The sequence below is a fragment of the Flavobacterium sp. genome, from assembly GCF_050696275.1.
In the GTDB taxonomy this organism is placed as follows: domain Bacteria; phylum Bacteroidota; class Bacteroidia; order Flavobacteriales; family Flavobacteriaceae; genus Flavobacterium.
In genome coordinates, this window is record NZ_JBOGUT010000008.1 from 61,229 (window position 1) to 85,011 (window position 23,783).

A 23,783-nucleotide genomic window follows, 5' to 3' on the forward strand; every position below is an offset into this window, starting at 1 on the left:
ACGAATCAGGTTACTATGGAAAAAATGAATTCTTCGTTATAATTTTTTACATATAAGTTTATTCTTACGAAAATATTTCTTACTTTTATAATAGTTTGTTTTTGCTATGAAGAAAATCCCCTAATTCTTCCTCAAAATTTTATAAGCAGAAACCGGATTAACCCGCTATTTCAATTTATATTTGCAAAAAATTAACCCTAATGAAGAAGATTTACTTTTTAGTATTGGCCTTAGGCCTTTTTACAGAAGCTGGAGCACAGGTTATTACTATTCCCGATGCAGCTTTTAAGACAAGATTGTTAGAAGCGAGCCCAAGCCAGGGCATTGCCAAAGACATCCACGGAAACAACATCACAATTGACATGAACCATAATGGAGAGATTGAAGTTAGTGAAACTTTAAATGTAACTTCCCTTTTTGTGTTCCACATGCCGGCTATGCATGATCTTACCGGAGTTGGAAGTTTTGCGAATCTAAGAAACCTGTATTGCTATAATTTAGCATTAAGCAGTGCAAACGTTACTTCACTAACCAATCTTGTAGAATTGGAACTCACTTTTTGCGATTTGGAATCTGTAAACGTAACAGGCTTAACCCATCTTAAGAAATTACTTGTAGACAAGAATCAGCTTCATGATTTAAATCTAACCGGTTTGAGTGGTTTGGAACGATTGAGTTGTGACAATAATCAATTGACAAACCTGAATGTTAGTCAGTTATCAAACCTTAAATATCTGCATTGCAATAACAACCAGCTGCTTAGTTTGGACATAACAGGCTTAAGCCATCTCAATGAGGTTTTATGTACAAATAATCAGCTCCTTACACTCAATTTAACAGGACTGACTGGTCTTCAATCATTATCGTGCGGGAACAATCAGTTGACTAGTTTAAATGCAACAGGTTCGCATAACCTGGAATATTTATACTGTACAAATAATCATATTACCAATCTGAATGTATCTGGATTAACCAATTTGGAATATTTATACTGCCATTTGAATCAATTGGCTAGTTTGAATGTAAGCGGACTTACAAATTTGACTGATATGTATTGCAGCAGTAATCAATTGACTAATTTGGATGTAAATGGATTAAGCAATCTTACTACTTTAGCATGTGATAATAATAATTTGGGAGCCATCTTATTTAAAGATACTGGCTATACTGGAGGAGTTAATGACATTTTTACTTTTTCCAACAACCCGAATTTAGTATTGGTATGCACCAATGACAGTAAAATAAGCCTGGTACAGAACATTGTAAATCAGTATAATTATGTGAATTGTGCTGTTGGCTCTTCTTGTACAGTATTAAACTCGGATGATTTTGCTTCCGCACCAGTCTTTAGTGTGTATCCAAATCCTACACATGATGTCTTGAATATTGATGGAGATGATGCAATCAAATTTACTTCAATTCATATTTACAATACTTTAGGACAATTGGTTTATAACATTCCAAATGCACAAAATTCCAAAACAGTTGATGTTTCGAATTTGGCTTCGGGTAATTATTTTATTAAAGTCAGTTCTGATAGGGGAATATCCAATATAAAATTTATCAAAAATTAAATATACAAGAGCCTCACAATACTATGGGGCTTTTTTATGTTCTGACATTATGAAGCCAATTACCATGTTAGGTAACGTGGTCAACCACGTCTATAACGCCAAACACCACGTCCTATAATGTGGTCAATGACGTTGTGAACCCCAATTACCACGTCCTATAACGTCAAACACCACGTCCTATAATGTGGTCAATGACGTTGCGAACCCCAATTACCACGTCCTATAACGCCAAATACCACATTACAAACCTATTTACTGAAGTTTTGCTTAATAACAAGAGAAATGTGAGGCTTTTTATTGGCAATAGTATTTTAATTCATTTTTTTAATTAATTTTACAATCCAAACACAACATGCAACTATGAGTCAAAAAATTTTGCTCAATCAAAAAGAAGTTACCATCATACTTCATCGTTTGGCCTGTCAGTTAATTGAAAATCACCTTGATTTTTCCAACACCATTTTGATAGGGATCCAACCTCGGGGAGTGCAATTAGCCAGTCGTTTAAAGCAAATTTTAGAAGATGAGTACCAAATTCCTGCCATTTCTTTAGGTTTTTTGGATATCACTTTTTTTAGAGATGATTTTCGAAGAGGAGAAACATTGGAAGCCAATAAAACCCAGATTGATTTTCCGGTAGAAAATAAAAAAGTCATTTTTATTGATGATGTACTTTACACAGGAAGAAGCATTCGTGCAGCACTTACTGCAATTCAATCGTTTGGCCGACCGTCAGAAATAGAACTGCTGGTGCTTATCGATAGGCGTTTTAGCCGTCATTTGCCTATACAGCCTGATTATCGAGGCAGGCAGGTTGATGCTATAAATAACGAGAAAGTAGTGGTAAAATGGGCAACAACAGCAGGAGAGGATTCAGTAGAATTAATTACAAAATAAAATGAAGGAATTAAGCGTAAATCATTTACTAGGGATAAAATACATTAATGAGAACGATATTAATCTCATTTTTGAAACCGCCGATCATTTTAAAGAAGTTATTAACCGACCTATTAAAAAAGTTCCTTCACTACAAGATATTACCATTGCCAATATATTTTTTGAGAACAGTACCAGGACAAAGCTTTCGTTTGAATTGGCACAAAAACGCCTTTCGGCAGATGTAGTTAATTTTGCAGCATCACAATCATCCGTAACTAAAGGAGAAACCCTAATAGATACGGTAAATAATATCCTTTCAATGAAGGTGGATATGGTGGTCATGCGACATTCATCACCGGGAGCTGCGGTTTTTCTATCTAAAAATGTAAAAGCAAGTATTGTTAATGCTGGTGACGGTGCACACGAGCATCCTACTCAGGCTTTGCTCGATGCTTATACGATTCGTGAAAAATTTGGAGATGTAGCCGGAAAGAAAATAGTGATTGTGGGTGACATCCTGCATTCGAGAGTAGCACTTTCCAATATATATTCTTTACAAAAACTGGGTGCAGAAGTAAAAGTTTGCGGACCAAAAACATTGATTCCGAAATATATCGGAGAATTAGGTGTCAGCGTCGAATCCGACTTGCGTAAAGCACTCGAATGGTGTGACGTGGCCAATATGCTTCGCGTACAAAATGAGCGCTTAGATATTAGTTATTTCCCATCAACCCGTGAATATGCGATGCAATATGGAGTGGATAAAGCATTATTGGATTCGCTTAATAAAGAAATAGTAATTATGCATCCGGGTCCGATAAACCGTGGTGTTGAAATTACGTCAGATGTTGCTGATTCAAAGCAATCAGTGATATTGAATCAGGTTGAAAACGGAGTAGCTATAAGAATGGCAGTAATTTATTTATTGGCTTCAAAAATTAAGTAAATTTGTATTATGAAAGTAGAGCATAAAGGACATACTACAATAATTAAGGATACGGAAGGTAATTCGGGTGCTTTTTTGGAAAAAGTAACCAGTCAGATTGCTACATTCAAAGACGCTAATCTGATTCTAGATATCTCTCATGACAAATCTATCGATATAAAAGCGGTAAAATCGTTTTTGGATTTGGCTAAAAAATTTAAAAAAGCTAAAAAATCATTTGTATTGGTAACTTCAGCTATTGATTTTAATGATGTGCCATCTTCTTTGCATGTGGTGCCTACCTTACTGGAAGCTCATGATTTGATTGAAATGGAAGAAATAGAACGGGATTTAGGGTTCTAAAAACGAATTGTTGTATATAAAAAAGAAAAAGGAACTCATTGAGTTCCTTTTTTATTAATCTTCTTCTGTATCATCATCTTCATCATCTTCGATATCTCTGTCTTCAGAATCTTCGGCATCTTCAGAATCTTCAGTATCATCGTCTGCTTTGTCTGAATCAACTTCGTCATCATCGGCATCGTCATCGATTTCCAGTTCTTTCAATGCGTCCAATGAGTCTTCTCCTTCTGTTTCTAATTCATCATCTTCGTCATAATTCTCTATTCTGTCAGCAAGTTTTGTACTTACTTTTACAAGATAGATAGTGTCTTCGGTTCGGACTTCCACGGCTTCGATAGTTTCGTTTCTGGCGTTTTTAAAACGAACAATATCGGAATCATCATATCCGTCAGGAAATTTTTCTACTAAAAGGTTCAAAATTTCACCCGTAAGTTTTGAATAATCAACGATAACTCTTTTCATAAATATTATAAATCTAAAATGTAAGCAAAAATAAGTGGAACTACAATTGTAGCATCTGATTCAACAATAAATTTTGGCGTGGTAATGTCTAATTTACCCCAGGTGATTTTTTCATTTGGAACTGCCCCTGAGTAAGAACCATAACTTGTAGTTGAATCTGAAATCTGACAGAAATAACTCCAAAACGGCACATCGTGCATTTCCATATCCTGATACAACATCGGTACAACACAAATAGGGAAGTCACCAGCGATTCCTCCACCAACTTGAAAGAAACCAATTCCTTTTCCGGAACAGTTCTTTGGATACCAGTCAGCCAACCACATCATATATTCTATACCGCTCTTCATTGTTGTAGGCTTGAATTCACCTTTAATACAGTAAGAAGAGAAAATATTACCCATTGTACTGTCTTCCCAACCTGGAACTACAATTGGTAAGTTCTTTTCTGCAGCTGCAACCATCCATGAATCTTTAGGGTCAATTTCGTAGTATTGTTCTAAAACGCCCGAATTGATCATTTGGTACATAAATTCATGAGGAAAATATCTTTCACCTGATTTGTCAGCTTTGTTCCAGATATCAAATAAATGAGATTGCAATCTACGGAAAGCTTCTTCTTCAGGAATACAGGTATCCGTTACACGGTTGTAGTGATTTTCTAGTAAATCCCATTCTTCTTGTGGACTTAAATCTCTATAATTAGGTACTCTTTTATACGAATTATGAGCTACAAGGTTCATAATATCTTCTTCAAGATTGGCTCCGGTACAAGAAATAATATGCACTTTATCTTGACGGATCATTTCAGCTAATGATTTCCCAAGTTCGGCAGTACTCATTGCCCCAGCAAGTGTAATCATCATTTTACCGTTGTCAAGTAAATGTTCTTCGTATCCTTTTGCTGCATCTACTAACGCTGCCGCATTAAAATGCAGGTAGTGCTTTTCTATAAACTGACTTATAGGTCCTTTCATTGTTTGTTTGTTTATGCGTTTATCCGTTTATTCGAATAGTTAATATTTGTCTTCAGTTTTCTCTTTTTAAAATGAGTCTGGAAATTGTTTCAAAAATATAATTTTATTTATTGTATCCTAATATTTTTAAAACATCTTCAGCTTTTTGTGCTTCAGAAAAAACTTCTGTGGCAATAATTCCGTTTTCATCTTTGTCAATCAGGATGTGTTTAGGCTGTGGAATCAGGCAGTGATGCAATCCGCCATAACCGCCAATCGTTTCCTGATAGGCTCCGGTATTAAAGAAACCAATATATAATGGCTTTTCTTTGTTGTATTTTGGCAGATAAATGGCATTCATATTCTGCTCTGAATTGTAATAATCATCGCTGTCACACGTCATTCCTCCTAATAAAACCCTTTCGTACGTTTCATTCCACCGGTTTACGGCAAGCATTACAAAACGCTTGTTTATAGCCCAGGTATCCGGTAAAGTGGTAATGAAAGAAGAATCAATCATATTCCATTTTTCTCTGTCGTTTTGTTGCTTTTGGTACAAAACCTGGTAGATAGCGCCACCGCTTTCCCCAACAGTAAACGAACCGAATTCTGTAAAGATGTGCGGAACATCAACTTCAGCTTCTTCACAGGCAATTTTAATCTGATTGATGATTTCGTCAATCATATATTGGTAATCGTAATCAAATGCTAATGAATTCTTAATTGGGAATCCACCTCCAATGTTCAAACTGTCTAAACTTGGACATTCTTTTTTAAGCGAAATATAAACTTTGATACATTTTACCAATTCGTTCCAATAGTAAGCTGTATCGTTAATTCCGGTATTGATAAAAAAGTGAAGCATTTTAAGTTCCAGTTTTTTATTTTCCTGAATTTGTTTTTTGTAAAAAGCAACAATATTTTTATATCCAATTCCTAATCTGGAAGTATAAAATTCGAATTTAGGCTCTTCTTCGGCTGCAATCCGGATTCCAATTTTGAATTTCCCTTTTATTTCTGCCTGAAGCAAATCCAGTTCTTCATAATTATCAATGATTGGAATGGTATTTTTATGTCCATTATTGATAATTCTGGCAATGTTTTCAATGTATTGATCTCGTTTAAAACCATTACAGATTACATAAGTGCTCTTGTTGATTTTACCTGATTCCATCAAATTTTCAACAATATTAATGTCAAAAGCCGATGATGTTTCAATATGAATATTGTTTTTGAAAGCCTCATTCATAATGTACTCAAAATGAGAACTTTTTGTGCAATAACAATAGTAATATTTTCCTTCGTAATCATTTTTTTCCATTGCATTTCGGAACCATGTTTTGGCTCTTTTAATGTTATTGGAAATTTGAGGCAAATAAGTAAATTTTAAAGGTGTTCCATATTGTTCAACTAATTTCATTAGATCAATTTTATGAAACTCCAGATTGTCTTTGTTTAAGTTAAATTCCTCTTGAGGAAAATAATATGTTTGATTTATTAAGTCAGAATATTTTGTATTCATTTATTTATCAGTAAATTAGAATTAAAAGTATAAAAAAAAATCATACAATTTATTCAAACTCTAATATTTGCAAAAATGATTTCTAATTCTTTATTAATAAAAGTATTGGTAGATAAAAACTGTAAAAATGCGGTTTTGTATTTTTTTACAGACTTCAAAATGGCATACGGCATATCAAGAATCACTTTTTGATATGTTGTATTTTTAGACCACTTTTTGCGCTTATCCATGAGGGCAAATTTAAAAAATTATATATCGGATTAAAAAACATTTTATTAAAAAATCTTTACGATTTATAATTTAAAAATGCTCTGTTAATAGTTTCGTTTTCAGCTGTTTGATTTATTTTTATTTTTCCAATGCCATCTAAAAGGGCAAATTGTACTTTCCCGTACTCATTTTTTTTGTCGTGAATGAGTAATTCGATGATCGAATTTTCTTCAGATTGGTCAATATTGATTTTATCAAAAACACTATTTAAAACAAATTTTATTTCGTTGAATTCATTTTCGGAAATTAGATTTTGTTCCAAAGAAATGAAACTTTCCATAATCATTCCAGCGGCAATTGCTTCACCGTGTAATAAGGAAGTCTTATCCGGATTTTCCAGAAAATAAGTTTCTATGGCATGACCCAGCGTATGTCCGAAATTAAGCGCCTTCCTAATCCCGTTTTCCGTAGGATCCTGAGTAACAATATCGCTTTTTATTTCTACTGATTCCCGAATTAAATCATCAAAATCGGCAAAATCAATGACTTGCATCTGTTTGAACTTTTCCCAATGTGATTTTTTTGCAATCAATCCGTGTTTGAGCATTTCTGCCAAGCCGGAGCGCATCTGATTCTGCGGAAGCGACTCAATATAACTGGAATCTATAATGACCATTGCCGGATTTGTAATGGTTCCGATCTGGTTTTTTAATCCGCCTAAATCGACGCCGTTTTTTCCGCCAACAGAAGCATCAACCATTGATAATAAAGTGGTTGGAATATTAATGAAAGAGATACCTCGTTTGTATGTTGAGGCCACAAATCCGCCTAAATCTGTAATGACACCGCCACCCAGATTAATCATAAGACTTTTTCTGTCAGCACCCAATTCGATTAGCACATTCCATACCTGAGCACAAGTTTCTATGGTCTTATTTTCTTCACCTGATTCAAGTTCGATAATTTCAATAACCGTTTCGGTTTCAATTTGAGGAAGAAGATTTTGCAGGCAGAATTCATTCGAGCTTTCATCCACCAAAATAAAAATTTTGGAAAATGTATTTTCTTTCAGGTAAGCATTTAAACTTACATAACCTTCTTGGTTAAAATAAATTGAATATCCGTTAGAGACTATAGGAACCATATAGGTGTAAAAGTTTAATTCGTTCCGCAAAATAAAGTATTTTTTATTTAAAAAAATGCGCTTGAGTAGTATATTTGCATAACATTATAATTTCACATGGATAAAATTTTCAATAATACACAAAATGCTTTTTCACTTAAAAGTGATACAGAACTCGACAGAGCTTATTTTTTATTTAAAATGATTGATTCTCAGCCTTTGGTCAGAATCGGAACAGCAGTGACCAATTTTGCTCTAAAGGCAAATCTGCCTGTTGAAGGGCTTATCAGAGCTACGGTTTTTGATCATTTTTGCGGCGGTGTTTCAGAAGATGACTGTATTCCGGTTGTTGATAAAATGTTTACCAAAGGAGTTTCTTCGGTTTTGGATTATTCTGTGGAAGGAAAAGAAGATGAAGCTCATTTTGATGATGCTTTACAGATGACTTTAAAAACAATTGAATTTGCCAAAGAAAAGAATGCTATTCCTTTTGCTGTTTTTAAACCAACAGGTTTTGGACGCTTCGAATTGTATGAAAAATTAGGAGAAGGACAAACTTTAAATCAAGAAGAACAAGAAGAATGGAATAGGGTGGAAGTTCGTTTTGATAAAGTATGTAAAGCGGCATACGATAACGATATTGCCTTGCTGATTGATGGGGAAGAAAGCTGGATGCAAGATGCAGCCGATGATTTAGTTGCCAAAATGATGCAAAAATACAACAAGCAAAAAGCAGTAGTTTACAACACATTACAAATGTATCGTTGGGACCGATTGGATTATTTGAAAAAATTACACGAGCAGGCTAAAACAGAAGGATTTTATATAGGTATGAAACTCGTTCGTGGTGCTTACATGGAAAAAGAGAACAACCGTGCTGCGGAAAAAGGATATAAATCGCCAATCTGTGCTTCAAAACAAGCAACAGATTATAATTTTGATGATGCCGTAGCTTATATGATTGAACATATCGACCAAATGGCCATTTTTGCAGGAACCCACAACGAAGACAGTTCTTATAAGTTAATGGAATCAATGAATTATAAAGGAATTGCAAAAAACGATTTCAGAGTTTGGTTCGGACAATTATATGGAATGAGTGACAATATCAGTTATAATTTGGCATTTGCAGGTTACAATGTAGCTAAATATTTGCCTTTTGGTCCTGTAAAAGATGTGATGCCCTACTTAATTAGACGTGCAGAAGAAAATACATCAGTTGCAGGACAAACGAGTCGTGAATTGACCTTGATAAAAACCGAACGCGACAGAAGAAAGAACAAAAACTAATGAAATGAGCTATAACTGCTCAATCCAATTAAAGTATTTTGGCGGATTCCATCTGACCTATAAAAATGCAATAAATACAAACAGATGAATCTGACCATACTTGGTTGTTATGCAGCAACTCCCCGAACGTTTACAAACCCTACATCACAGGTATTGGAAATCAGAAACAGGTTGTTTCTGATAGATTGTGGTGAAGGGACTCAGGTGCAGTTGAGAAAAAACAAAATCAAGTTTTCGGCCATCAATCATATTTTTATTTCTCATTTGCATGGAGATCATTTTTATGGATTGATTGGATTGATTTCGACATTTAATTTATTGAACAGAAATAATGATTTAACGGTTTATGGCCCGAAAGGAGTTGAAGAAATTATCAGACTCCAATTGAAATTATCTAATTCCTGGCCGCAATATGAATTGCATTTTGTAGTATTAACTTCAACAGAATCTGAGGTTGTTTTTGAAGATGAAAAAGTGATAGTGAAAACTATTCCGTTGAAACACAGAGTGTATACCAATGGTTTTTTATTTCAGGAAAAACCGAAAGAACGCAAATTGAATGTAGCGGCAGTTCAGCATTATGAAATTGATAAATGCTACTTTCAAAACATAAAGAACGGGAAAGACATTACGCTGGATGATGGACGTGTAATTTCAAATGCAGATTTGACTTTTGATCCTCCGGCAGCTAAAAGTTATGCTTTTTGTTCGGATACCATGTATCACGAAAGTATTATTCCAATTATAAAAGAGGCAGATGTGTTATATCACGAAACCACTTTCTTAGATTCGGAAGAACAATTAGCAGAAAAGACGATGCATTCAACTGCAAAACAAGCGGCAATGATTGCGAAAAAAGCCAATTGTAAGCAATTGATCTTGGGACATTATTCAACCCGATATGATTCGATTCAGCTATTTCAGGAAGAAGCCAAAACTATTTTCGAGAATACGGTTTTAGGTGATGATGGGGTTGTTTTTGAATTATAAACCGATTAATTAAAATAACAGCCATGGAAGATTTGAGTAATTACAGAAAATCATATGAAAAAAGTGAACTGCTGGAAACAAACCTCCCAGAAGATCCAATTACACTTTTTAAGCAATGGTTCCATGAAGTAGAAGATTTTGGAGGCGTTGATGAAGTAAATGCTATGACAGTTGCTACAATTGGTTTGGATGGATTTCCTAAAGCCAGAGTTGTTCTGCTCAAACAGTTTACTTATGAAGGCTTTATTTTTTATACCAATTACAATTCGGAAAAAGGAAAAGCGATTGCAAACAATCCAAATGTTTGTCTTTCGTTTTTTTGGCATTCAATTGAACGTCAGGTTATTATAAAAGGAGTGGCAAAAAAAATTGCTGAGAATTTATCTGATGGTTATTTTGAATCCAGACCGGATGGAAGTAAATTGGGCGCAATGGCTTCAAACCAAAGTGAAGTCGTTTCTTCAAGAGTAATTTTAGAAGAAAAATTAAAACAATTAGAGTCAGATTTTGAAGGAAAAGAAATTCCAAGACCTAAACATTGGGGAGGCTATATTGTTGAGCCGCAAGAAATTGAATTTTGGCAAGGTCGTCCTAATCGACTTCATGATCGAATCCGTTTTCAATTGCAAGGTGATTTCTCCTGGAAAAAAGAAAGACTAGAACCTTAATCGTAAGAATTATTTCATCAATAAGCTGATTTTGTGTAGTTTATCGATTTTATTTGGCATTTCATCGGATAGTTTGTAATGTTGCGACGTCGAAATTTCCAATATCGATGTTAACTCACTAACAAATTATTAAATATGAAAAAGATTTTATCGAAGGTTGTTTTTTTAGTTTTGATTTCAATTTCGTTTATTTCATGTTCAGCAGGAAATGATGAAGAAGCAGTTGTTAAAGATCCCAAATTGGATGCCAAATACGATTACGTTACCGAAGAAGAACAGGTTCTGAAATTAATTAATGACCACAGAGCAAGCATCGGTTTAAATAAATTAATAACAGTAGATTATATTTCATTTGTATCTGAAGAACATGATAATTATATGATCTCAACAGGTGAAATGAGCCACAATTTTTTTCAGGACAGATATGAGAAAATAGTGAATGGTTTAGGCGCTAAAACAGTAGGCGAAAATTTAGCTTACAATTATTCTTCCCCACAAAGCGTAGTGAATGCTTGGTTAAACAGCGAAAGCCACAAAGTAAATTTAGAAGGAGATTATACCCATTTTGGAATATCCATACGTGCGAATGCCGCAGGTAAAAAGTATTATACTAATATTTTTATGAAAAAGTAATTAGTATATTGTTTAGTTTGTTTATTTGATTGAAAAAAAGTCTTAGCTCCCCAACTAAGACTTTTTTTATTTGTATTAATACCAGCGTTTTTTATTCTTTTTAGAATTATCTGATTTTCTGGATGATTTGTGACGCCCATCACTTCTGTTTGAATTGCTTTCAGCTTTTATCGGTTCACCTGCACTGTTTTTCCAAGGATACGGATGCTCTTCGATAGTTGTTACTTTGGCTTTAGTCAGCTTGATGATATCTTTCCAGTAGGGTTCTTCGTCTTTACCGCAAAAAGATATAGCTACACCGCCATTTCCGGCACGACCGGTTCTTCCAATACGGTGAACATACGTTTCAGGGATATTCGGTAAATCAAAATTGATTACAAACGGTAATTGTTCAATATCAATTCCGCGAGCAGCGATATCAGTAGCAACAAGAATATCTGTTTCTTTATTCTTAAAGCCGTCTAAGGCTCTTTGCCTTGCATTCTGCGATTTATCACCGTGAATAGCTTCGGCACTTAAACCTTGTTTTCTTAATGCTTTTACAACATTGTCAGCACCATGTTTTGTTCTGGAAAAAACAAGAATGTTGCTTAACTTTTCATTTCGGATTATATGGTAAAGTAATTGTCTTTTATCTGATTTATCTACAAAATAGATGCGCTGATCAACAGTATCAATAGTGGATGATACAGGTGCTACCTGAACTGTTTGAGGATCAGTAAGGAACATTTCGGCCAGTTCGCGTATTGCTATTGGCATTGTTGCCGAAAATAATAATGTCTGTCTGTTATTTGGCGTCAGCTTTATAATCTTTTTCACATCATTGATAAAGCCCATATCCAACATTTGATCCGCTTCATCAAGTACCAAATGATGCAAATGATTTAAATCGATAAATCCTTGCTTGTGTAAATCTAATAATCGCCCGGGAGTAGCAATAAGGATGTCAACTCCTTTTTTTAGCTGATCTACCTGCGGAACTTGTGAAACACCTCCAAAAACGGTCAACTGTCTTAAATTGGTATATTTGCCATAAGTGTCAAAACTTTCGCCAATTTGAATTGCTAATTCCCGTGTTGGAGTTACAACAAGAGTACGGATTAATTTTTCTTTTTTTGAGGAACCTACAATACGGTGCAGGTTGTGGATAATAGGAATAGCAAATGCTGCTGTTTTTCCTGTTCCTGTTTGTGCGCAGCCTATTAAATCCTGTCCTGCCAGTATGATAGGAATAGCTTGTTCCTGTATAGGGGTTGGGTTTGTATAACCTTCTTCAAAAACGGCTCTTTGGATACTTTTTGAAAGTGATAAATCTTCGAATAACATAAAGTCAAATTTTAGAATTGCATAAATTCGCAATTCGGTACAAAGATAACCTTTTGAAGTTAGAAACGAAAAATAACCATTGTAGGATTATACTTCGTTGTTTCCTTTTATAAAATCGGTTACCAGATAACCAATTAATTTACCAATTAAGTGATTGTTTTTTTCTTCGCCTAATGAAGGAGCACCTTCACAAATATGAATGTAGCTGGCGTTTTGATGTTTACTGCAATAGTATACAAACTGACGCAGTTCTTCGACTGAAAAACCACTTAATGTCATGGCACTTGATGCAATATTTGGAATGGCATCTAGATCAATCTCAATTCCGTAGCAATCACTTTTGATAAAGTCCAGAGATTGCTGCATTTCCTGATAGAAGTTTTTCTGACCTCTGATTTTTATTTCATCGTAGGTATTGTAACGAACCCTGTCGTCTAATTTTTTGATGGTATCCAAAACACTTTTGGAAGTATAGCTCTCATGAAGCCCAAAAATAAAATACTTTTTAAGAAAACCTTCGTCATAAGTATAGGAGAAACCATTACCACTGTGTCTTCCTTCCAAAATCCTAAAATCAGAATGGGCATCAAAGTTTATAGCATTTATAGGCTTTCCTTTGGCGAGAGCAGTACCTTTTATGTTTCCGTAGGCATTGTTGTGTCCGCCGCCAATTATAATAGGTTTCTTTCCGGCTTTTACGATTGAAAAAATAATATGGGAAACTTCTTTGTCAATCTGTTCTACAATTTTGAACAGTTTTTTGCGGTCTTCAGGGATATTTTCATCGAGATCTTTAGCCAAATCCATTTCCTGCGAAACATCTACCTGACCTAAAATTAATATCGAACTTCCTTTACAAAATTTATTATGTTGAATATTTGCAATGCTTTGTATCGCGCTCTGCCAAGCTGTTTTAGCTCCGGGACGACCTAAATTTGCTCTAATCCCAACATCTTCCGGAATGCCTATAATAACATATTTGGCTTCACATCTCGACATAAAATCCGCCGCATCTTCGTCTTTTGGAACAGTGATAATTTTCTCTCCAAATTTTACTTCACCGTTTCTGAAATTGGTAATTTTGGCTAAATCAGATTGTTTAAAACGGATTAAATTCTCCATATTTGTATTTATAATAAATCAAAAATACTATTTTTATGTAAACTTGCGTTATAGTTTATGAAAGTCTCAAATAAAAAATTAAATTAGCACCTATTAAAAACCAAAAAAAATGGAAGAAAACCAAAAACAAAGCAACTCTGGTCTTAAAGCAATTATCGTAATTTTAGCTTTATTATTATTAGGAAGTTTGGGTTATATGTACAAGCTAACTAGTGACTCTAAAGCCGTTGAAAAAGTATTAATGAGTGAAAAAGACTCAGTTTTAAAAGATTTACACGCTGCCAATGATTCCCTTAGTGCGGCTATTGCCTCAAACACTTCAATGTCTGAAGAACTGATCGTAGAAAGAGATCGTGTTCAGAAATTAATGGCTGATGTTGAAAAATCGAAAGGCGATGCAGCTTCTATGTCAAAGTACAAAACAGAAGCAATAAAATTAAGAAGCAGTGTAGATAACTTAATGAAACAGGTTACTGTACTAAAAAAACAAAACGAACGCTTAACTGTAGAAAGAGACAGTACAGCTGTAGTTCTTACAGATGCAAGAAAAGTCAATGATACGCTAACTGCACATAATGATAATTTATCCAAAACAGTTGAAAAAGGATCAAGGTTAACCGTTTTAAATTTACAAACATCTGCTGTTAAACAACGTAGTTCAGGAAAACAGATTGCAACTGATAAAGCAAGTAAAGCTGACGTTTTGAAAATCAGTTTTATGATTGCTGAAAACCTAATTGCAAAATCAGGAGATAAAGCGTATTATGTTCAGGTGATTGATAGCAAAAACAATGTTCTTGGTGAGAAAAAAACCGAAGCTTTTGGCGAAAAATCATTAACCTATAGTTTTATAGCTACTGTAAAATATGAAAATAAAACAGTAAAAGTAGAGAAAGATTTATCTGTGGCTGATATTCAAGGAGGATCTTACTTCGTAAATATCTTTGACAAAGATGTATTAGTTTCTAAAACCAGCTTCACGCTGAGATAATATATTTTAAATAAAATTAAAAACCCGTCTCCTTTTTAAAACGAGACGGGTTTTTTATGACTATACAGATCTTAATTTAATCTTTTATAAATGCTGTATTGCATAGCATATAAGAAAGGAATAGTAAAAAATATACCAACACAAAAAGCAAAAATCCCAATAAAGGATAAAACAAAAGCAATTATCATCAGAACTATCGCAGAAAATAAATTAGCTCCAATTTGTTTTGAACTTTCCTTAATTGCGTTGATAAAGTTGAAGTCTTTAAAAAGAATCAGCGGAATGGCAATATAAGTAAGGATGCCAACAATCAGAGAAATTACTACTCCAATAAGCGTACCGAAGGGTTCCGAAAAGAAATCCTTTAAAAACAGATTAAACCCATTAGATAAAACTGAAATAGTTGCCGTCGCTAAAACAATATGAATGTACTTTGGACTATTGATGTAAGCAAAAATAGATGAAAATGCGATTTCCTCTTCATGGTCTGCGTCTTGGAACATCTTAAAAATCCCTGCCATAAAAGGAGCTACTAAAGAAAGAAAAACAGTGATAATTGTAAGATATATCATTCTGCCGTTTAAACTGAATTTTTCAGGATTGAAATTTTTCATCAGTTCCGGAATTTCTTCCATTTTAAAGAAAAAATTACTTCCAATAAAAAATAAAAGCACAAGAACAAAATACATGCTTAAGATAGCCATACCAGCTTGTAAAGCTGTTTTTTTATAAATTTCAAGGGTGTTATTAATGACTTCTCCTATTTCTAAAGAGTTTCTTTTTTTATTTAATTCTTCCATTCTTATTTTATAATTATAACCAATTTAGTATTTTTTTCAGTAAGCCTAATTTGCCTTTATAAGGCGCATATCGTATAGGAATATCCAGCCAGTTTCCCTTTTTTACAATCGCTTTTTTATGGGAAAAGGATTCGAAACCACGGCTTCCATGATAAGCACCCATTCCGGAATGGCCAACACCTCCGAAAGGCAGTCGTTTGTTCGAAAAGTGAACAATAGTATCATTTATACAGCCTCCACCAAATGAATATTTTCTCATAAACTCCTTCATAAAAGGCTTGTTTTCCGAAAATAAATACATCGAAAGGGGCTTTTCATGTTTTGAAATAATTCTTTCAATATCTGACTTGTTTTCGTAAGATTTGATAGGTAAAATAGGACCGAAAATTTCCTCCTGCATTACCAAACTATCCAAGTCGGGTTCGTCGAGCAGTGTAGGGGCGAGGTATAATGTTTCCTGATTGCTTTCTCCTCCTGATAAAATAGTCTGATATTCCAATAAACTGATTTGTCTTCTCCAGTTTTTAAGATTTACAATACGAGCAAAATCTTCTGATAATTCCGGGTTTTCACCCAAAGCATTTTCAATTTCCTGAATCAGAAATCCAACCAGTTTCTTTTTCACGCGATAATGAACCAGGATATAATCGGGTGCAATGCACGTTTGACCGGCATTCAGTATTTTTCCCCAGATAATTCTTTTTGCTGCCAAAGGTAAATTAGCCGTTTCATCTACAATACATGGGTTTTTTCCACCTAATTCTAAAGTAACCGGCGTTAAATTTTCGGCTGCAGCCTTAGCAACAATTTTTCCAACAGCAACACTTCCTGTGAAGAAAATATAATCCCATCGTTTTTGAAGTAAATCCTGAGCGATGGTATAATCACCAGTGACAGCAACCACTTGCTTTATGTCGAACGTTTCTCTTACAATTTTAGAAATAATTGCCGATGTGTAAGGTGTAAGTTCCGAGGGCTTAACCGTTACTTTGTTTCCAGCAGCAACAGCAGCAATAAGAGGAGAAAAAGTTAATTGGAAAGGGTAATTCCAGGGCGCAATAATCAATACTCTTCCGTAAGGTTCGCTATAAATATAATCAGATGAAGGGAAATTGAGCAAGGATGGAAAAACTCTTTTTGGCTTTGCCCAGGAATCAATATTGCTGATTGTGTTTTTTAAATCGGAAATGATATAGGCTGTTTCCGAAATAACCCCTTCAAATTTTGGTTTTTTGAAGTCTTTGTACAAAGCTTCAAGTATTTCTTCCTCGTGAATGATAACGTTCTTCAGAAGTTTTTTCAAGACTTCTTTTCTTTCAGATACAGAAGGAAAGTTTCTCATAAAAATATTTTTTTTCTAAAGATATAAAATTAAATGGCGCGCCAAATTGCATCGTCGGGAACCGGAGCCGTAATTGTTATATTTTCTTTAGTTACAGGATGGATAAAATTCAATTTTCTGGCATGAAGATGAATACCTCCGTCAGGATTGCTTCGGTCGAAACCATACTTTAAATCGCCTTTTATAGGACATCCGATAGCAGATAATTGCGCTCTGATTTGATGGTGTCTTCCTGTATGGAGATTGATTTCAAGGGCAAAATAATTGGTTAGCTCCTTTATTACTTTATAATCCAAACTGGCTATTTTGCTCTCAGGAACTTCTTTTATATGAGCTTTTGAAGTATTGTTTTTTTCATTTCTTTTAAGAAAATGAGTCAGATTGTCTTCTTTTTTAGGAGGCTGATTTTTGACTACAGCCCAATAGGTCTTTTGGGTTTCACGATTTTTAAACAAATCATTCAGACGGGTCAACGCTTTGCTGGTTCGTGCAAAAACCACAATGCCGGTTGTAGGCCGGTCCAATCGGTGTACAACACCCAGAAAAACCTCTCCGGGCTTACTGTATTTGTCTTTGAGGTATTCTTTTACGACGTCAGATAATGGTTTGTCACCGGTTTTATCACCCTGAACTATATCGCCCACACGTTTATTTACAACAATAATATGATTGTCTTCGTGAAGAACCTGTAGGTTGTTTTTATTCGAAATTATTTTTTCTGCCATCTTAAATCTGCTGTCTGCAAACTAGTATTGTTCGTTAGCATTAGGAAAATCAACCGATTTTACGTCAGTTACGTAATTTCCAATGGCTTTGGTCATGTCTTCATACAAATTCATATAGCGGCGTAAAAAACGCGGACTGAATTCATGCGTCATCCCAATCATGTCATGTAAAACCAAAACCTGGCCATCGACTCCGCTACCAGCCCCAATTCCAATAACAGGAATCGAAATGCTTTCGGCTACTTTTTGCGCCAGATGTGCTGGTATTTTTTCTAAAACCAGGGCAAAACAACCAATTCTTTCCAGCATTTTGGCATCTTCCAATAGTTTTTCGGCTTCAGCATCTTCTTTGGCACGAACAGTATAAGTTCCGAATTTATAAATGGATTGTGGTGTAAGACCTAAATGTCCCATAACTGGAATTCCGGCATTTAATATTTTTTTAATCGAATCTTTGATTTCGCTTCCGCCTTCCAGTTTCACAGCGTGTCCTCCGCTTTCTTTCATAATTCTGATAGAAGAACGCAAGGCCTCTTTCGAATCCGATTGGTAAGAACCAAAAGGCAAATCGACAACAATCAAGGCTCTTTCTGCAGCGCGGACTACTGAAGAAGCATGATAAATCATTTGATCCAATGTAATAGGTAAGGTTGTTTCGTGTCCGGCCATAACATTACTGGCAGAATCTCCAACTAATATTACATCTACACCAGCCGTGTCAACAATTTTCGCCATAGTAAAATCATATGCAGTCAGCATTGAAATCTTTTCACCATTGACTTTCATATCAATTAGTGATTTTGTTGTAATTCTTTTGTAATCTTTCTTTGCAGTTGACATAGCTCAAATTTTTAGAGTGTAAAAGTACTACAAATTCTATAAATGTGTAACAATAATTAGATTATTCACACCAATAAAGGAGTTTTTAAATTTTGCAATTATGAGAAAAATTACATTGTTACTGATCTTCTGTTTTAGTTTAAATGGAAATGCACAACAGACTGATATTAAAAAAACTATAACTACTTTTTTTGATGGTTTTCACGCAAAAGATACTGTCAAGATTAAATCAGTTTGTCATGACAAAATGATTCTGCAATCTATTGTTGAAGGTGTAAAAAGCAACAGGCTTGCAGAAGAAAAGACATCGGAATTTTATAAATCATTTGCTCAATTTCCTCCGGATTTAAAGTTTGAAGAAAAGATTTTTGGGTATACTATTCAAATTGATGGCGCAATGGCTCACGCCTGGACACCTTATGAATTCTACATTAATGGCAAACTAAGCCACTCTGGAGTAAATGCGTTTACACTTTTTAAAGAAAACGATACCTGGAAAATCATTTATATTATTGATACAAGACGGAAGTAGTTTTTTTTACTTAGCGCTATTTTATTGTTTTTGCTGCTTTAGTTATATTTATAAGACTTTATTCGTTATAAAATAAAAGATTCGAAAGGTTGTTAGCCTCACTTCGAAAAAGAACATAAAAATACAAGCTCAATATTTTATGGGAAAATTTCCAATTTTCAATTTATGTAGCTGTCTGCTTTTCTTTAATTTATCTATATCACAAAATTTTAAAGAAATACCTGATTCATTAAAAGAGTATAGTTATGAGGATTTGAATAACAAAATTGTTAAACATAAATTCAATTATAAGAATAATTACATTTATCCGAATACTTATTTACTGAAAGCTAAAGGAGAAATGAAGCTCGATTTATTTGAATATATTGAAATTCGGTACAACAGAAAACGCAAGCATTCTACTCTAAACAACAAGACAATAGAAGAATTTAACAATCAAAAATTAAATTTGAAAAATGTAGCTTAACTTTATATACAATTTTTATTTGCAGATCTATATCGTGTGTAAGATAGGAGTGATTTCTTTATAAAATCTTTATACTTACGCTATTTCATATTATAAAATACTTACAACTTATGATTTAACTTTGCAGTGTAATTAAGTCCTAAGAAATTGAAAAAGTTAATTCAACATACCGGAACTAAAAACCAATACGTATTTAGCGTCCTTTCCGTGGGTATTGTATCGGTATTGTTTCTATTTACGAGAAGCTACCTGGACTATACCGTTATTGGTTATTTGCTGCTTGTATTGGTTTCGATATTGGCAATATTCCTTGATATTTATGCAGTTTTACTTGCGGCTGTCTTGAGTGCTCTAATCATGGATTTCTTGTTTATCAAACCTTATTATACTTTGCATGTCGAAACTGCGAAAGATACATTATTACTTCTCCTTTTCTTTATTATTGCACTGATCAATGCCGTTTTAACGTATAAGATAAGAAAGGCAAACCAATTAGCTCATGCAAAAGAAGCCAAACTGCATACGATGAAGCTGTACAACACACTATTGGATTCCTTATCACATGAATTGCGAACTCCTATTGCTACTATTATGGGAGCCGTGGGAACGCTTCAGGAAAAATCGACTCATTTGTCAGAAGAGAACCATGTAAAGCTTTTGTCTGAAATGGAAAAAGCCTCATTACGGTTAAACCATCAGGTAGAAAATCTATTAAATATGTCACGTTTGGAATCAGGTTATATTAAGCCAAAAATGGACTGGTGTGATGTAAAAGAATTAGTTTACAATGTTTTGGATAATCTGAAAGAAGAATTAATCCATCACAGGATAAAAGTTAAAATAGCGGATTACCTTCCGTTATTTAAGCTGGATTATGGATTGACAGAACAGATCATTTACAATTTGGTTTTCAATGCTTCTCAATATACTCCAAAAGGTGCTTTAATTGAAATAGAAATTGAGTACAATCCTGAAGTAAATTTCGAATTAGAAGAAGATGAGGTAATGACTTGTAAAATAGTCATTGCCGATGATGGAGACGGTTTTCCAGAAGAAGAAATCAACAAGGTTTTCGATAAATTCTATCGTTTGCAACAGTCAAAAACAGGAGGAACCGGTCTTGGACTTTCTATAGTGAAAGGATTTGTTGAAGCTCAAAAAGGAAAAGTTTTTCTGGAAAGTAAAGAAGAAGGAGGTGCCGTATTTACCATCGCATTTCCGGCAACAGTAATGCAAACTAATTCGATAAGCAATGAATAATGCCACCATTTTAGTGATTGATGATGAAAGCCAAATCAGAAAACTGTTGGAAATTACTCTGGAATCCAATGGCTATAAAACGGCATTCGCTTCTAACGCCAAAGAAGGTTTACTCTTCGCGGCCAATCATCCGCCGGATCTGATTCTACTTGATTTAGGATTGCCTGATGATGACGGGCAAAACGTATTACTTCATCTTAGAGAATGGTACCTGAATCCTATTATAATTGTATCGGTTAAAAGTGCTGAAAACGAAATCGTAAAAGCATTGGATAATGGTGCCAATGATTATTTGACAAAACCTTTCCGTACACAGGAATTACTGGCCCGGATAAGAACAGCTTTGCGTAACCTGAACGGAACTTCCAGCGAACCTATTGTTATATTTGATGCTATAACTGTTGATTTCTCTGCAAGGATTGTTAAAGTAAATGATGAGGTACTCAAACTCACAGTTACCGAATATTCTTTATTGTCATTATTAATTAAAAACGAAGGACGCGTGCTTACACACCAATATATTCTAAAAGAAGTCTGGGGTCCGGGTTATCTTGACCAAACACAATATTTAAGAGTCTTCATAGCACAACTAAGAAAAAAAATAGAAAACGATCCCAATCATCCAAGATACATACTAACCGAATCGGGTGTAGGCTACCGCTTCAATTCCGGATAATTAATCACACACATAAAAAATAATTGCTATTACGAATAACCATTTCATCGTGATCCGGCTTTTCTATGCTCTAAAGTGAACTCAAATTAAATTTAAAATTAAATACAAAATGAATAAATCAACCATACAAAAAGTCAGTGCCGCGTCTCTTTTAGTTGCTCTCGGTATTATTTATGGTGACATCGGAACAAGTCCGCTATATGTAATGAAATCTATCGTAGGAGATAGGCAGATAACCCAATTATTAGTGTATGGAGGAATCTCCTGTGTGTTTTGGACCTTAACTTTCCAAACAACTTTCAAATACATCTTTCTTACATTGTCAGCTGATAATCAAGGAGAAGGCGGCGTGTTTTCCTTGTATGCCTTGGTGAAACGCTTCGGAAAAGGAAAACTGGTTATCCCGACTATTTTAGGTGCAACCACATTATTGGCTGACGGTATTATAACACCACCAATTTCCGTAGCTTCAGCTGTGGAAGGACTGGAGACAATAGTTCCTAATTTGCCTACCGTTCCTATTGTAATTGCCATTCTTTCCGGATTGTTTATTTTTCAACGTTTCGGAACACAAAAAGTAGGTTCTATTTTTGGTCCTGCAATGGTAGTTTGGTTTACAATGCTTTTGGTTTTGGGTGTTTCCCAAATTGTACATCATCCGGATATTCTGAAAGCACTAAATCCAATGTACGGCTACAAATTATTAGTCGAATATCCTCATGGTTTTTGGCTTTTAGGAGCTGTATTCTTATGTACAACAGGAGCTGAAGCTTTATACAGTGACTTAGGTCATTGCGGAAGATCCAATATTCGCATTACCTGGATTTTCGTAAAGACTGCTTTAATTACCAATTATTTAGGTCAAGGAGCTTGGCTTATGCATCAGGGGGCCGATTTCTTAGGAGGAAAAAATCCGTTTTACACCATTATGCCACAGTGGTTTTTAATCATCGGGATTGTAATTGCAACATTGGCGGCTATTATTGCTTCCCAAGCTTTAATAAGTGGTTCATTTACTTTAATCAATGAGGCAATTTCGCTTAATTTCTGGCCAAGGGTGGCTTTAAAAAACCCAACAAACCTCAAAGGGCAAATTTACATTCCTTCTGTAAACACGATACTTTGGGTGGGTTGTATATTAATGATTCTGTACTTTAAGAACTCGGCACATATGGAAGCAGCCTACGGATTCTCTATCACGATTGCGATGTTAATGACCACGTTACTATTGTCGTATTACTTGTTGTTCATCAAGAAAATGAAAATGGGATGGGTTGCCATTATGCTCTTTGTCTTTTCAGTGATTGAAATTTCTTTTTTTATTGCCAATGTGGTTAAAATAAAAGAAAGATGGATGTTTTTATTCTTCGAATTATTCATCTTCATGGTGATGTACGTTTGGTATTATTCCCGAAAAATCAACAATCGCTTCCTGAAATTTACCAATTTAATTGAACAAACGCCTTTGTTAAGCGAACTGAGTGAAGACGATACCATTCCAAAATATTCAACCCATCTGATTTATTTATCCAAAGCAGACAGAACATACGAGATAGAAGAGAAGATCATGAAATCCATCTTCGCTAAAAAACCTAAAAGAGCCGATGTATACTGGTTCTTACACATCAATAGAGTCAATGATCCGTTTACTTTAAATTATGAAGTCGTAGAAATAGTAGATGATAAGGTAATCAAAGTGATTTTAAATCTTGGTTTTAGAGTACAGCCGAAGGTCGAATTGTATTTCAAGAAAATCGTTCAGGAGTTGGTAGAAAGAAAAGAACTCAGCCTGCACATTCGTCCGGACGGTTCCACTAAATACAATGCAGAACCGGATTTCAAATTTATCATTATCGAGAAATTCCTTTCCGTAGAAAATGATTTTGAACTGAAAGATGGTTGGTTACTGACTTCGTACTTCTGGCTGAAACGCTTGTCCCTTTCTGACGAAAAAGCTTTCGGTTTAGATAAAAGCGATGTCGCTATCGAGAATGTTCCAATGATTTATAGTCCGGCTTCCAGCCGTGAATTGTGCAGAAGAGAAAATTAAAGCATATCATGAAAAAAATAGTTGTATTAGCATCAACTTTATATTCGACACTTAATTT

General features: G+C 34.6%; 25 protein-coding genes. 14 read left to right on the forward strand and 11 right to left on the reverse strand.

Translation table 11 applies throughout. The features are described 5' to 3' along the window. Positions 1-200: 200 nt before the first annotated feature. The 4 genes from ACRDEC_RS06250 to ACRDEC_RS06265 all read left to right on the forward strand — a co-directional run bounded on the left by ACRDEC_RS06250 (position 201) and on the right by ACRDEC_RS06265 (position 3,741). The gene (locus ACRDEC_RS06250; RefSeq protein WP_431497475.1) at positions 201-1,574 is read left to right on the forward strand and encodes a T9SS type A sorting domain-containing protein; all 1,374 of its coding nucleotides are present in this window, start codon (positions 201-203) and stop codon (positions 1,572-1,574) included. A gap of 360 nt (positions 1,575-1,934) precedes the next feature. Next, on the forward strand, positions 1,935-2,471 hold the full coding sequence (gene pyrR / locus ACRDEC_RS06255) for a bifunctional pyr operon transcriptional regulator/uracil phosphoribosyltransferase PyrR (RefSeq protein WP_431497476.1): 537 nt from the start codon (positions 1,935-1,937) through the stop codon (positions 2,469-2,471). A 1-nt stretch (position 2,472) separates the two neighbouring features. Beyond that, a complete protein-coding gene (locus tag ACRDEC_RS06260) occupies positions 2,473-3,399 on the forward strand; it encodes an aspartate carbamoyltransferase catalytic subunit (RefSeq protein ID WP_431497477.1) in 927 nt (308 codons plus the stop codon). A 9-nt stretch (positions 3,400-3,408) separates the two neighbouring features. Then, positions 3,409-3,741 (forward strand): ribonuclease Z, encoded by a 333-nt coding sequence (locus ACRDEC_RS06265; protein WP_431497478.1) that lies wholly within the window; start codon positions 3,409-3,411, stop codon positions 3,739-3,741. A 54-nt stretch (positions 3,742-3,795) separates the two neighbouring features. Here the strand turns inward: ACRDEC_RS06265 and ACRDEC_RS06270 are convergent, their stop codons facing one another. From ACRDEC_RS06270 to aroB, 5 genes are all read right to left on the reverse strand, one after another. Next, positions 3,796-4,203 (reverse strand): DNA primase, encoded by a 408-nt coding sequence (locus ACRDEC_RS06270; protein WP_431497479.1) that lies wholly within the window; start codon positions 4,201-4,203, stop codon positions 3,796-3,798. A 5-nt stretch (positions 4,204-4,208) separates the two neighbouring features. After that, complete coding sequence (locus ACRDEC_RS06275; protein ID WP_431497480.1) at positions 4,209-5,180, reverse strand: deoxyhypusine synthase family protein; 972 nt, start codon at positions 5,178-5,180, stop codon at positions 4,209-4,211. A gap of 103 nt (positions 5,181-5,283) precedes the next feature. Beyond that, entirely contained in the window at positions 5,284-6,681 is a 1,398-nt protein-coding gene (locus tag ACRDEC_RS06280; RefSeq protein ID WP_431497481.1) for an arginine decarboxylase, read from the reverse strand. Between the two features lie 53 nt (positions 6,682-6,734). Next, positions 6,735-6,911: a hypothetical protein gene (locus tag ACRDEC_RS06285; protein WP_431497482.1), complete on the reverse strand. Its 177-nt coding sequence runs from the start codon at positions 6,909-6,911 to the stop codon at positions 6,735-6,737. Between the two features lie 56 nt (positions 6,912-6,967). Continuing rightward, on the reverse strand, positions 6,968-8,035 hold the full coding sequence (aroB, locus tag ACRDEC_RS06290; protein ID WP_431497483.1) for a 3-dehydroquinate synthase: 1,068 nt from the start codon (positions 8,033-8,035) through the stop codon (positions 6,968-6,970). A 96-nt stretch (positions 8,036-8,131) separates the two neighbouring features. On the opposite strand from aroB, the gene ACRDEC_RS06295 reads away from it, so the two are divergent. The 4 genes from ACRDEC_RS06295 (at position 8,132) to ACRDEC_RS06310 (ending at position 11,595) form a co-directional block, all read left to right on the forward strand. Then, positions 8,132-9,304, forward strand: a complete 1,173-nt coding sequence (locus tag ACRDEC_RS06295) for a proline dehydrogenase family protein (protein WP_431497484.1) — start codon at positions 8,132-8,134, stop codon at positions 9,302-9,304. 84 nt (positions 9,305-9,388) lie between these two features. Beyond that, complete coding sequence (locus tag ACRDEC_RS06300; protein ID WP_431497485.1) at positions 9,389-10,294, forward strand: ribonuclease Z; 906 nt, start codon at positions 9,389-9,391, stop codon at positions 10,292-10,294. A gap of 23 nt (positions 10,295-10,317) precedes the next feature. Further along, positions 10,318-10,962, forward strand: coding sequence for a pyridoxamine 5'-phosphate oxidase (gene pdxH / locus ACRDEC_RS06305; protein ID WP_431497486.1), 645 nt, complete (start codon positions 10,318-10,320; stop codon positions 10,960-10,962). Between the two features lie 135 nt (positions 10,963-11,097). Next, positions 11,098-11,595: a CAP domain-containing protein gene (locus ACRDEC_RS06310; protein ID WP_431497487.1), complete on the forward strand. Its 498-nt coding sequence runs from the start codon at positions 11,098-11,100 to the stop codon at positions 11,593-11,595. A 75-nt stretch (positions 11,596-11,670) separates the two neighbouring features. Here the strand turns inward: ACRDEC_RS06310 and ACRDEC_RS06315 are convergent, their stop codons facing one another. Next, complete coding sequence (locus tag ACRDEC_RS06315) at positions 11,671-12,921, reverse strand: DEAD/DEAH box helicase (RefSeq protein WP_431497488.1); 1,251 nt, start codon at positions 12,919-12,921, stop codon at positions 11,671-11,673. A gap of 87 nt (positions 12,922-13,008) precedes the next feature. After that, positions 13,009-14,043 carry a formimidoylglutamase gene (locus tag ACRDEC_RS06320; RefSeq protein WP_431497489.1) on the reverse strand — a complete coding sequence of 345 codons (1,035 nt, stop codon included), beginning with the start codon at positions 14,041-14,043 and terminating at the stop codon, positions 13,009-13,011. Between the two features lie 109 nt (positions 14,044-14,152). Between ACRDEC_RS06320 and ACRDEC_RS06325 the strand changes: the two genes are divergently transcribed. Then, positions 14,153-15,034 carry a hypothetical protein gene (locus ACRDEC_RS06325; protein ID WP_431497490.1) on the forward strand — a complete coding sequence of 294 codons (882 nt, stop codon included), beginning with the start codon at positions 14,153-14,155 and terminating at the stop codon, positions 15,032-15,034. Positions 15,035-15,105: 71 nt separating this feature from the next. Here ACRDEC_RS06325 and ACRDEC_RS06330 read toward each other — a convergent pair whose 3' ends face one another. Genes ACRDEC_RS06330 through panB form a run of 4 tightly spaced genes read right to left on the reverse strand, consistent with a single transcriptional unit; the run spans position 15,106 to position 18,741 of the window. Beyond that, complete coding sequence (locus tag ACRDEC_RS06330) at positions 15,106-15,834, reverse strand: hypothetical protein (RefSeq protein WP_431497491.1); 729 nt, start codon at positions 15,832-15,834, stop codon at positions 15,106-15,108. A gap of 13 nt (positions 15,835-15,847) precedes the next feature. Further along, a complete protein-coding gene (locus tag ACRDEC_RS06335; RefSeq protein WP_431497492.1) occupies positions 15,848-17,176 on the reverse strand; it encodes an aldehyde dehydrogenase in 1,329 nt (442 codons plus the stop codon). Positions 17,177-17,205: 29 nt separating this feature from the next. Then, the gene (locus ACRDEC_RS06340; RefSeq protein WP_431497493.1) at positions 17,206-17,901 is read right to left on the reverse strand and encodes an RluA family pseudouridine synthase; all 696 of its coding nucleotides are present in this window, start codon (positions 17,899-17,901) and stop codon (positions 17,206-17,208) included. Between the two features lie 21 nt (positions 17,902-17,922). After that, a complete protein-coding gene (gene panB / locus ACRDEC_RS06345) occupies positions 17,923-18,741 on the reverse strand; it encodes a 3-methyl-2-oxobutanoate hydroxymethyltransferase (protein ID WP_431497494.1) in 819 nt (272 codons plus the stop codon). A 100-nt stretch (positions 18,742-18,841) separates the two neighbouring features. Here panB and ACRDEC_RS06350 point away from each other — a divergent pair, with 100 nt between their 5' ends. The 5 genes from ACRDEC_RS06350 to ACRDEC_RS06370 all read left to right on the forward strand — a co-directional run bounded on the left by ACRDEC_RS06350 (position 18,842) and on the right by ACRDEC_RS06370 (position 23,725). Beyond that, positions 18,842-19,273 (forward strand): nuclear transport factor 2 family protein, encoded by a 432-nt coding sequence (locus ACRDEC_RS06350; protein ID WP_431497495.1) that lies wholly within the window; start codon positions 18,842-18,844, stop codon positions 19,271-19,273. A 139-nt stretch (positions 19,274-19,412) separates the two neighbouring features. Then, positions 19,413-19,739, forward strand: a complete 327-nt coding sequence (locus ACRDEC_RS06355) for a hypothetical protein (RefSeq protein ID WP_431497496.1) — start codon at positions 19,413-19,415, stop codon at positions 19,737-19,739. 147 nt (positions 19,740-19,886) lie between these two features. After that, positions 19,887-20,999 (forward strand): sensor histidine kinase, encoded by a 1,113-nt coding sequence (locus tag ACRDEC_RS06360; protein WP_431497497.1) that lies wholly within the window; start codon positions 19,887-19,889, stop codon positions 20,997-20,999. After that, positions 20,992-21,675, forward strand: a complete 684-nt coding sequence (locus tag ACRDEC_RS06365) for a response regulator (RefSeq protein ID WP_431497498.1) — start codon at positions 20,992-20,994, stop codon at positions 21,673-21,675. The genes ACRDEC_RS06360 and ACRDEC_RS06365 overlap by 8 nt, the downstream gene beginning before the upstream one ends. 109 nt (positions 21,676-21,784) lie before the next feature. Continuing rightward, positions 21,785-23,725 carry a KUP/HAK/KT family potassium transporter gene (locus tag ACRDEC_RS06370; RefSeq protein WP_431497499.1) on the forward strand — a complete coding sequence of 647 codons (1,941 nt, stop codon included), beginning with the start codon at positions 21,785-21,787 and terminating at the stop codon, positions 23,723-23,725. Positions 23,726-23,783 lie beyond the last annotated feature (58 nt).